This is a genomic window from Leifsonia sp. GW821-FHT13C05 (assembly GCF_058806515.1).
In genome coordinates, this window is record NZ_JBXAPT010000004.1 from 15267 (window position 1) to 28877 (window position 13611).

Annotated in this window: 12 protein-coding genes; 6 read left to right on the forward strand and 6 right to left on the reverse strand. The window is 72.7% G+C overall.

Annotated features, from left to right (window positions below; all coding sequences use genetic code 11):
- Positions 1 to 43: 43 nt before the first annotated feature.
- The 4 genes from AC1ROC_RS12290 to galT are packed head-to-tail and all read right to left on the reverse strand — an operon-like array spanning position 44 to position 3725.
- Positions 44 to 550 carry a gamma carbonic anhydrase family protein gene (locus tag AC1ROC_RS12290; RefSeq protein WP_493000438.1) on the reverse strand — a complete coding sequence of 169 codons (507 nt, stop codon included), beginning with the start codon at positions 548 to 550 and terminating at the stop codon, positions 44 to 46.
- 40 nt (positions 551 to 590) lie between these two features.
- The gene (locus tag AC1ROC_RS12295) at positions 591 to 1391 is read right to left on the reverse strand and encodes an MBL fold metallo-hydrolase (protein ID WP_493000440.1); all 801 of its coding nucleotides are present in this window, start codon (positions 1389 to 1391) and stop codon (positions 591 to 593) included.
- Positions 1392 to 1395: 4 nt separating this feature from the next.
- On the reverse strand, positions 1396 to 2556 hold the full coding sequence (gene galK, locus AC1ROC_RS12300; protein ID WP_493000442.1) for a galactokinase: 1161 nt from the start codon (positions 2554 to 2556) through the stop codon (positions 1396 to 1398).
- Complete coding sequence (gene galT, locus AC1ROC_RS12305; protein WP_493000444.1) at positions 2553 to 3725, reverse strand: galactose-1-phosphate uridylyltransferase; 1173 nt, start codon at positions 3723 to 3725, stop codon at positions 2553 to 2555. The genes galK and galT overlap by 4 nt, the downstream gene beginning before the upstream one ends.
- 84 nt (positions 3726 to 3809) lie before the next feature.
- Here galT and AC1ROC_RS12310 point away from each other — a divergent pair, with 84 nt between their 5' ends.
- From AC1ROC_RS12310 to AC1ROC_RS12335, 6 genes are read left to right on the forward strand one after another with little or no spacing between them, the layout of a single operon-like run.
- Positions 3810 to 4595, forward strand: a complete 786-nt coding sequence (locus tag AC1ROC_RS12310) for a DeoR/GlpR family DNA-binding transcription regulator (protein WP_493000446.1) — start codon at positions 3810 to 3812, stop codon at positions 4593 to 4595.
- Positions 4596 to 4610: 15 nt separating this feature from the next.
- The gene (locus AC1ROC_RS12315) at positions 4611 to 5525 is read left to right on the forward strand and encodes an aldose 1-epimerase family protein (protein ID WP_493000448.1); all 915 of its coding nucleotides are present in this window, start codon (positions 4611 to 4613) and stop codon (positions 5523 to 5525) included.
- Positions 5526 to 5573: 48 nt separating this feature from the next.
- Positions 5574 to 8570, forward strand: a complete 2997-nt coding sequence (locus AC1ROC_RS12320; RefSeq protein WP_493000450.1) for an FtsX-like permease family protein — start codon at positions 5574 to 5576, stop codon at positions 8568 to 8570.
- The gene (locus AC1ROC_RS12325; RefSeq protein WP_493000452.1) at positions 8567 to 11347 is read left to right on the forward strand and encodes an FtsX-like permease family protein; all 2781 of its coding nucleotides are present in this window, start codon (positions 8567 to 8569) and stop codon (positions 11345 to 11347) included. Before AC1ROC_RS12320 ends, AC1ROC_RS12325 begins: the two co-directional genes overlap by 4 nt.
- A 5-nt stretch (positions 11348 to 11352) precedes the next feature.
- Entirely contained in the window at positions 11353 to 12303 is a 951-nt protein-coding gene (locus AC1ROC_RS12330) for an ABC transporter ATP-binding protein (protein ID WP_085371053.1), read from the forward strand.
- On the forward strand, positions 12300 to 13088 hold the full coding sequence (locus tag AC1ROC_RS12335; protein WP_493000454.1) for an ABC transporter ATP-binding protein: 789 nt from the start codon (positions 12300 to 12302) through the stop codon (positions 13086 to 13088). The genes AC1ROC_RS12330 and AC1ROC_RS12335 overlap by 4 nt, the downstream gene beginning before the upstream one ends.
- Before the next feature lie 46 nt (positions 13089 to 13134).
- Here AC1ROC_RS12335 and AC1ROC_RS12340 read toward each other — a convergent pair whose 3' ends face one another.
- Positions 13135 to 13335, reverse strand: a complete 201-nt coding sequence (locus AC1ROC_RS12340; RefSeq protein ID WP_493000455.1) for a hypothetical protein — start codon at positions 13333 to 13335, stop codon at positions 13135 to 13137.
- Between the two features lie 45 nt (positions 13336 to 13380).
- Positions 13381 to 13593: a hypothetical protein gene (locus AC1ROC_RS12345; protein WP_493000457.1), complete on the reverse strand. Its 213-nt coding sequence runs from the start codon at positions 13591 to 13593 to the stop codon at positions 13381 to 13383.
- Positions 13594 to 13611: the final 18 nt, after the last annotated feature.

The following is a 13611-nucleotide window of genomic DNA, read 5'->3' on the forward strand; positions in this document are numbered from 1 at the left end:
GTACGGCCGCCGCGGCGTGTCGCGTACAGAAGTCCCGGCTCGATCATTTGTGGGCGGCGACGTGGGCGAGGTAGCCCTCGGCGTTGCGGACGAGACCCGCGCGCTCGTCGTCGGTGAGGGGGCGGCGGACCTTCCCGGGAAGGCCGGCGACGAGGGAGCCGGGCGGGATGACGGCTCCCTCCAGGACCAACGTGCCGGCGGCCAGGAGGGAGCCGGCGCCGACGACGGCTCCGTTGAGCACGGTGGCGTGCATCCCGACCAGCACGCCGTCCTCGATGGTGCAGCCGTGCAGCACGGCGTTGTGGCCGACGGACACGTCGGTGCCGACGGTGAGCGGGAAACCGGCGTCGACGTGGCAGGAGACGTTGTCCTGCAGGTTGCTGCGCTCGCCGATCCGGATGTCCTCCGCCTCGGCCCGCAGCACGGCGTTGTACCAGACGCTGGAGTCCGCGGCGAGGTGCACCCGCCCGGCGAGCACGGCGCCGTGGGCGACGAAAGCGGTGTCGTGGACCTCGGGGGCCGAGCCGTCGGCGAGGGTGATTCGAGTCATGCCGTCAGCATAACCAGCGGAGCCAGCCGGGTCGGCGGGGTCAGCGCTGGTCGTCGACCAGGATGAAGCGGTCGCGCACCACGCGTTTCTTCGGCGCGCCGTGCTTCCCGGTCACGTCGAGGGCTGCCCGCACCTCGTCCAGGATGCTCGGCGGAAGCGCGAGCGGCGCCTCGTCCGGCTGGTCGACGGTGCCGGGCGGGTAGTCGACGCCCGGGGTGGTGGACATCTCCACGTGGGCGCCGAGCACCGTCTTGATGCGCGGCTTCGTCGCATCCCGGAACCGGATGAGCCTGTCGATGGTCTGCACGAACTGCGCGCGGTCGCGCACGTAGAGATTGCCCGGGCAGACCGTGTCCCCCGTGAACAGGATGCGCGTCGCCCTGTCGTAATAGACCACCGCGGACGGCTCGTGGCCGGGTGCGCCGATCACGTCGATGACGCGGCCGCCGAGGTCGAACGGGACGACGGCATCCGGCCAGGACGGGAAGCCGAAGAAGGCGATCACCTCGGCGGGGGTGGTGCCGACCACGGTCGTCCCCGGCCGTGGGGCGAGGAGGGCGTCGCCCGCGATGTGGTCGCCGTGCGCGTGGGTGTGCGCCACCACCAGTTCGTACGGCCGGGCGAACCGGGCTGGATGCTTGCGCAGCCAGGTCTCGATCGCGCCGTCGACGGCTCCGCGCAGCGCGAAGACGCGCTCGTCGCCGGTCGCTCCGGTGTCGAAGAGGATCGCCCGGTCGCGGCCGAAGAGGAGGAACAGGAACGGCGCCTCCCAGTGGGAGGCCTTCGGTTGGCGGAGCTGGACGGTGTCGGGGTCGAGCCAGGTGACGTCGGCAGCGGTCATACCGTCAATTCTCGCGCTTCGCGCCCTCCGATGCGCTGACGGTGAACAGATCGGGCTGCCCGAATCCGTGCTCGGCGAATGCGCCGTCGAGGGCGACGAGCACGCGGCTCATCGCGTCGGACGGGACGAGCGCGATGGCGGAGCCGCCGAAGCCGCCGCCGGTCATGCGCGCGCCGATGGCGCCGTTGGCCTGCGCGGTCTCCACGGCGAGGTCGAGCTCTGGCACCGAGATCTCGAAGTCGTCGCGCATGGACCGGTGCGAGGCGTCGAGGAGTTCGCCGATGGCGGCAGGACCGTGCTCGCGCAGCGTGCGCACGGTGTCGAGGACGCGCTGGTCCTCCGTCACGACGTGGCGGACGCGGCGGAAGGTCACGTCGTCGAGGAGTTCGCGGGCGCGGTCGAGGTCGGCCACGCTCACGTCGCGCAGCGATTCGACGCCGAGCGCTGCGGCCCCCGCCTCACAGGATGCGCGGCGGTCGGCGTACCCGCCGGTGGCGTGCGAGTGCTCGACGCCCGTGTCGATGATCAACATCTCCATCCCGGCGGCCTCGAGACCGAGCGGCACGACCTGCGCGTCCAGCGTGCGGCAGTCGAGGAAGACGACGGAGTCGCGTTCGCCGAGCAGGGAGGCAGACTGGTCCATGATCCCGGTCGGCGCACCGACGGCGACGTTCTCCGCCCGCTGGCCGACCTTCGCCAGCGTCTGCCTGTCCAGGCCGAGCTGCCAGACCTCGTTGAGGGCCACGGCGACCGCACTCTCGATGGCCGCGGACGACGAGAGTCCGGCGCCGACGGGAACGTTCGAGTCGATGAGCACGTCGAAGCCGGGGACGGCATCCAGGTCCGCGCCGAACTCGCCGAGCGCCCAGGCGACGCCGAGCGGGTACGCCGACCAGCCGGAGAGCACCTCCGGACCGAGGTCGGCGAGGTCGATCTCGACCAGTTCGTCGGCGAACGAGCTGCCCACCCGCACGGTGCGGTCGTCGCGGAGCCCGAGGGCGGCGACGGTGCGGCGGTTGATCGCCAGCGGAAGCACGAAGCCCTCGTTGTAGTCGGTGTGCTCGCCGATCAGGTTGACGCGGCCGGGGGCGGACCAGACGCCGTCGGCATCCCTGCCGAAGATCTCGGCGAAGCTGTCGCGGGTGTCCTGGCGGAGGTCGGTCATCGGTCGGCCTTTCTGGGGGTGAGTCCGGTGATTCCCGCGGGCAGCTCGCCGGCGGGATCGTCCCTGTCGGCGCGGGCGACGGCATCCCGGAGTCGTTCGGCTGCCTGCTCCGGCGGGATGTCGCCGATCCAGGCACCCATCGCCGACTCAGATCCCGCGAGGAACTTCAGCTTATCCGCGGCTCTCCTCGGCGAGGTGATCTGCAGCATCAGCCGGATCTCGTCGCGCCGCACCCCGACGGGCGCCTGGTGCCACGCCGCGATGTACGGCGTCGGGCTGTCGTAGAGCGCATCCACACCCCGCAGGACGCGCAGGTAGAGGGTGGCGAGCTCGTCGCGCTCGTCCGCGGACGTCTCGGTGAAGTCGGCGACGTGGCGGTGCGGCAGCACGTGGATCTCGATGGGCCAGCGGGCGGCGAACGGCACAAACGCCGTCCAGTGCTTCCCGGACAGGATGACGCGCTCGGAGGCGCGCTCGCGTTCCAGTATGTCGGCGAACAGGGTGGGCCCGTATGCGTCCAGTGACCGGATGAGCGCCGTGGTGCGCGGCGTGATGTACGGGTACGAGTAGATCTGCCCGTGCGGGTGGTGCAGGGTGACGCCGATCGCCTCCCCGCGGTTCTCGAACGGGAACACCTGGCGCACGCCGGGCAGGGCGGACAGCGCGGCGGTGCGGTCGGCCCACGCCTCGATGACCGTGCGGGCGCGCGACGGGGTGAGGCTGCCGAAGGATCCGGTGGAGGACGGGCTGAAGCAGACGACCTCGCAGCGACCGACGGAGGTGCGGGTGCGGCCGAGGCCGATCGCGGACAGGTCGTCGAGGCCCTCCGGCGCGTTCTCGTCTTCGAGCAGCGGGCCGAACGACGGCGACTTGTTCTCGAAGACGGCGACGTCGTAGTTGCTCGGCACCTCGGAGAGGTTGGTGGGGGTGGCGGGGGCGAGCGGGTCGAGCTCGGCCGGGGGGAGGAAGACGCGGTTCTGACGCGCGGCCGCGATCGAGATCCACTCGCCGGTGAGCGGGTCCTGACGCATGGTCGCGGTGGCCGGTCTGGGGGTCGGCTCGCGTAGGTCGGGGCCGCGTTCGGGGGAGAGTGTCGTGTCCGCGTCGTCGTAGTAGATGAGTTCGCGGCCGTCGGCGAGACGGTGGACCTGTTTGGTGATTGCTGGCACGAAGCGTCCCTTTCGGTTTCGAAAGCAAATCTAGTCAGTCGCTTTCGTATTGACAAGTAAACGCAACCACCGGACGATAGCAGCATGGCCGAACCGCTGCCCGCCGCCCTCCGCCGCGAACGGATGCTCGAACTCATCGGGCGGACCGGCTTCGTCCGCGTCGGCGACCTGAGCGAAGCGTTCCAGGTCTCCGACGTCACCGTGCGCAGCGACCTCGATCAGCTCGACGAGCAGCAGAGCATCCGGCGCGTGCACGGGGGCGCCGTCCTCCGCACGCCGGGGATGCGCGAGGCCAGCTTCGAGGAGGCCCTCGAGACCTCGGCGGACGAGAAGCGCCGCATCGCCGCAGCAGCCGCGGCGATGGTGGTCTCCGGCAGCAGCGTCCTCCTCGACGTCGGGACGACCACCGCGGCCATCGCCGCAGCCCTCGCCGCGCGCGACGACCTCGACGACGTGACGGTCATCACCAACGGACTCACCATCGCGCTCTCGCTGGAGAGCGCCATCCCGCGCTTCCAGGTGGTCGTCACCGGAGGGACGCTGCGGCCGTTGCAGCACTCCCTGGTCGAACCGCTCGCCTCCACCCTCCTCGACCGGATGCACGCCGACCTGGCCTTCATCGGCTGCACGGGCGTGCATCCCCAGGGCGGCATCACCAACGTCAACCTGCCGGAGGCCGACCTGAAACGCGTGATGGTCGGAGCGGCAGGCCGGGCGGTCGTCGTCGCGGACGGCTCGAAGCTCGGCCGCACCCACCTCGGCCGCATCGCCGGGCTGGATGAGGTGAGTGAACTGATCACCGGCGAGAGCGCTCCGGAGGCGGAGGTCGCAGCCCTGCGGGCGGCGGGGCTCGCGGTGGTGGTGGCGTGACAATACGCTGACCGTATGCACCCGCCGACAGGAACCCAGTACGACATCGTCTCCGGCGACCTCACCGCCTCCGTCACGCAGGTGACGGCAGGGCTCCGGACGCTGCGCCTCGGCGGCGCCGACCTGACCGAGCCGTTCCCGGTGGATGCGACACCGCCGTCCGGATGCGGGATCGTGCTGGTGCCGTGGCCCAACCGGGTGAAGGATGCGGCCTGGGAGTTCGACGGCAAGACGCAGCGGCTCGCCGTGACGGAGCCGGCGCGCGGGAACGCCATCCACGGGCTGCTGCGCTACCGGCCGTACGACCTGGTCGAGCGCACGGCGTCGTCGGTCACCCAGTCGGCCACGATCTTCCCGGAGCTGGGCTACCCGTTCCAGCTCGCCACGACCGTGCGGCACGAGGTCGGGCCGGGCGGCCTCACCGTCACGCACACCATCGAGAACCTCGGGAGCGGGCGTGCCCCCGTGGCGATCGGCGCGCATCCGTATCTTCGGATCGGCGACGTGCCGACCGCCGAGCTCACGCTGACCGTCGGCGCGCGCACGCACCTCGACGTGGACGACCGACTCAACCTGGTGGGGGAGTCGCCGGTGGCCGGCACACCGTTCGACCTGAGCGTTGGGCGCCTGGTCGGGGAGCTCGACCTCGACGACGGCTTCGCCGACCTGCCGGTGATCGACGGCGAGGTCGCCCACACGGTCTCCGCGCCGGACGGACGCAGGGTCGTGCTCTGGGCGGACCCGTCGTTCGGCTACCTGCAGCTCTACACGTCGCGCACGCTCGCGACCAAGCCGACGGGCGACGTCGCTCTCGCGGTCGAGCCGATGACGGCCCCGGCGAACGCCCTGAACACCGGGCGCGGGCTGCGCTGGCTGGAACCGGGCGAGACCTGGTCGGCCGTGTGGGGCATCCGACACGACGGCTTCTGACGGCGGCCGACGCTGATCTTTTGCGTTCCCGCGCGATAGTTTTGTGCAATGCGTGCATCCGGGGGGAGTGAGGGACGCATCCGTGCGTTCTGGGTGCAGCGTTCGCGCGCGCAGGCCGGGGTGCTGGCCGCCACCGCCCTCACCGTGCTGGTGGTCACCCTGCTGGCGAGCACGATGGTCGGTCTGGCCGTGCGGTCGCCGACGGTCGCGGTGCGGCAGAGCATCGAGTCCGGTCCGGCCGGGTCGGTGGCGCAGGCGGAGCAGGGGACGCTGAGCTCCGACGCCGACGAGCAGGATGCGACCGTGCGGTCCATCGTCGCCACGCACTTCTCCGGTGCATCGGTCACGGTCGACCGCTCAGCGTACGTGGCCGCCGTGCCGCTCACCGGCGACAGATCGATGCTCGCGCTCGCCGCAGACGACGACCTCCTCGCACGAGCCAGGCTCACCGCCGGCGCCTGGCCGACCGGGGCGAAGCAGATCGCCGTCGACGCCGAGCTGGCGAAGACCATCGGCGTCCACACGGGGTCGACGCTCAGCACCACGGGCGACACCAGCACGCGCACCTTCACCGTCTCCGGCGTCTGGCGCCCCGTCTCTCCCTCCGCGCCGGCGTGGCTCGGCCTCACCCCGGGGTCGGGCGGCACGGACGGCCGGGCCATCCTCACCCCCGACGCCCTCCGCACCCTGTCCGATTCCGAGTCCGTGCAGTGGGTGGTGGCCCCGGATGCGCGCGCCACGACCGCCGCGCAGCTCCCGCGCCTGCAGTCCGGTTTCCGCACGGTCACGGATGCGCTCACCGAGAACTCGACGGCATCCTCCTCTCCCTTCTCCACACAGGGCGACGCGCTCGCCACCGTGACGGCGATGCGGCAGTCGGTGGGGGCGCTCGCCGCGGTCGTCCCCGTTCCGCTGTCCGTGCTGGCGGTGTGCTCCGTCGTCGCGCTCCTCCTGCTCGCCCAGTTGCTCGCTCGGTCGCGACTGGCCGAGACGCGCGTGCTGCGGGCGCGGGGTGCGACCGTCGGCGAGCTCGTCGGTGCGGGCTCTGTCGAGGCCGTACTGGTGGGACTCCTGGGCGCTGTGCTCGGCTTCGCGGCGGCGCAGGCCGCGCTGCTCGGGATGGTCGGAGGCGCGGTCGGCGGCGTCGGCGGGGTGCTCGAACTGGTCGCGCCTCCGCTGCTGGTGCTCGCGGCGGCCGTCGCCTGCTCGGCCGTGGTGACCGCGGCGTCCGCGCGCGCGGCGAGCGGGACGCCGGGAGCCGTGGAGGCAGGACGGGCGAGGACGACAGCATCCATCGGGGTCGGCGTGCTCGCGTTCGCCGCCGCCGGACTCACGCTGTGGCGGTTCGTGGCGTTCGGCTCCCCGGTGTCTGCGGACGGCCGGGTGGACCCGATCGGCGTCATCGCTCCCGCCGCCGTGCTGTGCGCGATCGCGGTGCTCGGTCTGGTGCTGTTCGGTCCGTCGGCCGCGGCCGTCGAGGGCGTCGCCGCGCGCGGCCGCGGCCTCTCCGGCGTGCTGCCTGCCCGGCAGGTGGGGCGGGGGCTCGCGCTGTTCGCCGCCCCGGTCGCGCTCATCGTGCTGACGGTCGGCGCTGCCACGTTCTCCGCGGGATACGTCGGCACCTGGTCCGGGTTCCTCCGCGACTCATCCAGGCTCGTCACCGGCGCCGACGTGCGCATCGACTCCGGTCTCGCCGGTGTCGTCCGCGGTCCGGAAGACCTGCCGGACGTGGACGCGCTGGCGGGCATCCCGGCCGTGACGGCCGCGTCGCCGGGTCTGGTCACCGACGCTGGACTCGGTCAGGGCACCGTCACGCTGGTCGCGCTCGATGCCGGACGGCTGCCGCAGCTGACCAGGGTCGGCGGGTACATGCTCGACACGGGTGACGTGAGCAGGAAGCTGACCGACGCGACCCGCCTTGCAGGGCCGGAGCTCCCGGCGGGGGCGAAGACGCTCACCGCACAGACCGCATCCACCGCCGCTGTCACGTTCTGGGTGGTGGATGCACGGGGAGCGCTCGCGCCGCTCGTCGCCGCGCCCGGCGCATCCGGCCGGTTCAGCGCCACCGTGCCGGACGGCGGACGCTGGACGCTCGCAGCGGTGGACGCGCGACCCGCCGCGGCCCAGGGTGCTGCCGGTTCGACGGGCGCGGCGACCGCAACACCGCGCATCCGCTCGGTCGCTGCCGGCTCGGACACCATCGACATCGCCTCCTGGAAGCGCGCAGACGGTGTGCGCGGCGCGGACGGCCTGGTGCGCGTCATGCCGCCGACGACAGGGAAGCTGCCGGTCGCGGTCACGGCCAGCGCCGCCCAGCAGGATTCGCTCGCCGTCGGCGACACGATCGACCTCGACGCGGCCTGGGTGTCTGCGCGGGGCACGATCGCCGCCGTCGTCGCGGCCGTCCCCGGCACGAGCGATCCGGTGGCGGTGCTTGTCGACCAGCGCGCGCTCAGCGACGCCGCCCTCCGCGCCCAGCCTGCTCCTCCACGACTCGGCACGGTCTGGCTGGCCACGGACTCCCCGGACGCCGTGGCCGCCGCCGCCCAGCGCTTGGCGGGTCCGGACGCCGTCGTGGCCGACGCCTCCGGCGACTTCGTCTCCCGGTTCATGTCGAGCGCCATCGTGAGCCTCTGGCTCGGGACGGCCGGATGCGCGCTGCTGGCCATCGTGGCCATCGGCGCCACCATCGCCGCGCTGCTCCGCGGTCGCCGCGCCGAGGTCGCCGTGCTGCGCGCGGTCGGGATGAGCTCGCGCCAGCAGGCGCGCAGCCGCCGGATCGAGCTGGCCGGGATCGTGGCGGCCGCAGCCGTGTTCGGGCTGGCGGGCGGCGTCGCGGTGTTCCTGCTCGCCGGGAACGCGCTCGCCAGGCTCTCCGTCGTCACCGCCCCGCCCACCCTGTCGGTGCGCGGAGCCGTCGACCTTCCCGCGCTTCTCGGCGCGCTCGTGCTGCTCGGCGCCGCGGTCGCGGCGGTGCTGTGGGCATACGGCCGAGCGGTGCGCAGGCAGGTACTGGACACGACGTACCGGGAGGAGACGCGATGACTTCCTCCCTCGGCAGCGTGGGCCTGGCGGTGCGTGCCGCCTCCGCCTTCCGGGGCGGGCTGATCATGCTCGGCGTCGTCGTGCTCGTCGCGACCACGGCGCTGACCGCCTGGCCGCGCTTCGCGAACACCCTCCTCACCAGCGACCTGCAGTACGGGCTCGACCAGGCGCAGCCGGTCAACCGCGACCTGGTGACAGTCGTCAAGTCGGGCATGGGCCAGCCGGGCGGCATCATCGTCGACGATCCGGGAGCGGCCTGGAAGGCCATGCCGGGAGCACTCGACGCCGTGCGCAGGGGCATGACGGCCCCGCTGCGCCAGGTGACGGAGAAGGGCCAGTACTCGGCGGCGTCCGAGGAGCTGCCGACCACCCCGCCGGCCGGAGCCTCCTCCGACGGCCACTACTTCGCGACCGTCGAGGCATACCAGCAGCTGCGCAGCGTCGCGACCCTGGATGCCGGCGCCTGGCCGGACAAGGCGACGGTCGCCACCCTGTCCACCGCGCCCATGCAACCGGTGCCGGACCCGGCCGCCCAGCAGACGGGGATCGTCGTCACGGAGACGGGCCCTCCTGTCAACGCGCAGGTGGTGATGACCACCGCGACGGCGAAGCTCGTCGGCTGGACCATCGGCCAGACCCGGATCCTCGGCGAATCGCGCCTGACCCTGGTCGGCACCGTCACCCCGCGCGACCCCGCAGCCGACTTCTGGAATCTCGACACCGTCCGGGCGTCCGGCAGCTTCGCCGACCTGGGCGACGCCGGCAAGAAGTACAGCGGCGTCGTCTGGGTGGCCGCAGACTCCTGGCCGACCGTTGCGCGTTCCCTTCCCGGCACGGTCACAGAGGGCTGGTTCCCCGTCGAGCCATCGGCCTTCAGCGTCGACGGGCTGGATGCGGTCAGCGGCGCCCTCGGCCGGTTCCTCGCCACCACGCCCACCGCCACCATCGGCGGCGTGCCGACGGCGCTCCGGTTCAGCACCCAGCTCGACCGCTCGCTCGCCGAGTACACGGTGAGGGCGCAGCCGGCGGCGACCCTGTTCGCCATCCTCGCCGCAGGACCCCTCGGCGTCGCGCTGGCCGTGCTCGTCCTCGGCGTGCGGCTCGTGCTCGGGAGGCGCAGGGACGCGCTCGCGCTGATGGCAGCCCGGGGCGCATCCCCGTCCCGGCTGCGCTGGGGGCTGGCGGCGGAGGGGGCCGCCGTGTCGATCCCCGCGGCTGCGCTCGGGCTCGTGGCCGCACTGCTGCTGACGCCGCGCGGCGGGCCGGCAGGACTCTCCGTGGCTCTGGCCGTGTGCTGCGCGGTCGCGCCCCCGCTCATCCTGGCGGTGGCGGCCGGGGCGCTCGGCCCGCGCGACGACCTCCGCGGCGAGCGATCGGCGCGGCGGCGCTGGGGCTGGGTGCTCGAAGTGCTCGCGGTCGGGCTGGCGGTGGCGGGCGTCGTGACGCTGTTCCAGCGCGGCACGGCTGCTCCATCGCAGGATGCCGGGCTCGGCATCGACCCGCTCCTCGCCGTCACGCCCATCCTGATCGCTTTGGCCGCCTGCGTGCTCGTGCTGCGGCTCTACCCGCTTCCGCTCGGCTGGCTGGCCGCCCTGCTACGCAAGCGCAGGGGAGCCGTCGCGGCGATCGGCTCGACGACCGCCGTCCGGTCGCGCGCCGGCGGCCTGTGGCCGGTGTTCGCACTGGTGACCGGCGTGAGCATCACCGTCTTCTCCGCCGCCGTGCTGAGCACGGAGCGCGCCGGGATCGAGGGAGGGGCGCACGCGGCGGTCGGTGCGGACCTCAGCGTGTCCACTCCTGTGGCCTTCACCGACGACCAGCTCGACCGCCTGCGCTCGGTGCCCGGCGTCGCCCACTCCGCCATCGTCTACTCGGCGGGCGGCCTCGACGTGCGGGCGGGCACGCAGGGCGGCGACCTGAGCGGCTACCTCGTCGACCCGAAAGAGCTGGCGGCCGTCGAGGGCAACGTGCCGGAGAGCGCGCGCGTCTCCACGGCGCTGCGGACGAGCGTCCCCGGGCGCACGGCGGCGGTGATCGGCGGCTGGAGCCCGAAGATCCCGGTGACGAGCGCCATCCTGTACACGGACACGACGGTGCACCTGGGCGTCACGGCGTTCTCGTTCACACCGGGCGTCTACATCCGGGATGCGGAGTGGACGATCATCGACAAGACCGGCCTGCCGTCCGCGATCACGCTGACGCAGCGGCCGTCGACGGTGCTCGTCGCGCTCCGCCCCGGTGCGGACGCCTCGGCGGTGCACGGCGCCCTCGCCGCCGTCGCCGGCCCAGGGTCGGTCATCGGGGATGCGGTCGAGCAGCAGTCCGTGCTGCGCAAGGCGCCGCTCGTCTCCGGGCTCGAGACGGTCGCGCTGGTCTCGATCGCGCTCTCCGCCCTGATGTGCATCGGCGCGCTGCTGCTGACCCTGGTGATGAACACCGCATCCAGGACCAGGCTGGTCGCCACGCTGCGCACCATCGGCTTCACCGGCAGGCAGACCGCCGGCCTGCTCGGCTGGGAGCTCGGACCGGTGCTCGCGGTCGGGCTGATCGCGGGCATCCTGGTCGGCCTCGCTCTGCCGGCGGTGGTGCTGACTCCGATCGACCTCACCGGCTTCACCGGAGGGCCGGTGCGGCCGGCCGTGGTGATCGATCCCGTGCTCATCGCCGGAGCGGCGGTCGGCTTCGCCGTCGTCACCGCGGCGGCAACACTCATCGCACTCGCGGGTGCGCGACGCCGGTCACCGGCCACCGTGCTCCGGGCAGGAGGGGAAGAATGACCGACATGACCACCACGCGCCAGGATGCGGAGCTGCGGGATGCAAAGCTGCAGGATGCGGTGCACCAGGACGCCAGCATCGTCTGCTCCGACCTCGTGCGCATCTTCAGTGCGGACGGTGTGGAGGTGCAGGCGCTGCAGGGTCTCAACCTGCGCGTCGGCAGCGGCGACCTGGTCGCCATCGTCGGCGCATCCGGGTCGGGGAAGTCGACGCTGCTCGGCATCCTCTCCGGGCTCGACAAGCCGACGGCGGGCAGCGCGTCGGTGGCGGGCCGCGACCTGCTCGGCCTGACCTCCGCCCAGCGCGTCGACTACCGCAGACGCACGGTCGGCTTCGTCTGGCAGCAGACCTCCCGCAACCTGCTGCCGTACCTGACCGCCCGCGAGAACATCGCGCTCACCATGTCGTTGGCGAAGACGCCCGGCCGCAGGGAGCGCTCGCAGGAACTCCTCGACCTGCTCGAAGTGTCGCACTGCGCGGACAGGCGCCCCACCGAGATGTCCGGAGGCGAGCAGCAGCGGGTGGCCATCGCGGTCGGCCTCGCCAACGACCCGCGCGTCCTCCTCGCCGACGAGCCGACGGGCGAACTGGACGAGGCGACCTCCGCCGAAGTGCTCGAAGCGATGCGCGGCGTCAACAGGGAGCTGGGGGTGACGACGCTCATCGTCACCCACGACCCCGCCGTCTCCGAGCACGTCGCCCGCACGGTGCAGATCCGGGATGGGCGCACCTCCACCGAGGTGCTGCGCCGCACCGGCATCAGCGAGAGCGGCGACGAGCACACCGTGGCGGAGGAGTTCGCCGTGCTCGACCGCGTCGGACGCCTCCAGCTGCCGCCGGAGTACCTCACCACCCTCGGGATGCGCGACCGCGTCCGCCTCGCGCTCGAGACCGACCACGTCGGCGTCTGGCCGCACGACACGGAGACGGCCGAAACCACCGGAGGAGACTCATGACGCTCGCCGACGAACAGGCCACCAGCCCCATCAACGCGTCCACCACCCCGCAACCCATCCTGCGCGCCGAGGGCGTCGGCCGCGTGTTCGAGACGGAGGCGGGCACGGTGACTGCGCTCGCCGAGGTGTCGCTCGACGTGCATCCCGGTGAGCTGCTGGTGGTCAGGGGCCGTTCCGGCTCCGGCAAGACCACGCTGCTCAACGTGCTCGGCGGCCTCGACACCCCCACCTCCGGGCGGGTCTGGATCGGCGACACCGAGCTGACCACCGCGTCGGAGGCAGAGCTGGTGCAACTGCGAAGGGAGAGCATCGGCTTCGTCTTCCAGGCGTTCGGCCTCGTGCCCGTGCTCTCGGCCGCCGAGAACGTGGAGGTCCCGCTCCGGCTGCTCGGCACAGCGCCCGCCGACCGGGATGCGCGCGTCTCCGAACTGCTCGACCTGGTCGGCCTCTCCGGTCACGCCAAGCAGCGTCCCACCGAACTGTCGGGCGGCCAGCAGCAGCGCGTCGGCATCGCCCGCGCGCTCGCAGCACGCCCGCGCATCCTGTTCGCGGACGAGCCGACGGGCCAGCTCGACAGCGTCACCGGCGCGGCGATGATGGACCTCCTCGTCGACCTCGTGCACAGCAGCGGCGTGGCCGCCGTCGTCACCACGCACGACCCGCTGCTGATGGCCCGCGCCGACCGCGTCCTCGAACTCCACGACGGCCGCACGCTCCCGCCGCAACGCCGCCGCGGCCGTCACGCAGCCCCCGAACCGGACGCCGCTCCGCCCCTCGGTCAGTAGGACCTCGGTCAGCAGCCCTGACGACGGCCCGCCGTCCAGCCGCCGCTCACACGTCCGGCCCGTCTCCCGGCTCGTCGTCCTCCTCGTCGGTGTCGGCGAAGGCCGCCAGCCCGTCGAGCGACGGCGCATCGTCGGTCCCGCCCGCCGCATCCGCATCCGGATGCGCGGTGCCCTCGTCGAGGAAGCCTTCGCCGTCCGGGTATCCGGCCTCGTCGGGGTACTCGATCGGTTCTCGTTCAGCGGTCATCGCATCCACCTCGTCTCGCGTCGTGGCCGCGCGGGGAGCGCCGCCTCACGACCCAGCTTGCCCCCGTGCCACGATGCTGCGCCAGCCTCCCGCGCGATTGTCCGCCACGATCGCACGCAGGAACGCCAGCAGCGGCTCCCGCCGGATGGGCTGCCCCTCGGTGAATCCGATGGTGCGCGCCGTCGTGTTGCCGTGTCCTGCGGTGATCAGTCCGTGCGGGTCCGCCACGATGCCCCCGTCGTAGACGAACAGATTCACGCTAGCTCCGGCACGGGG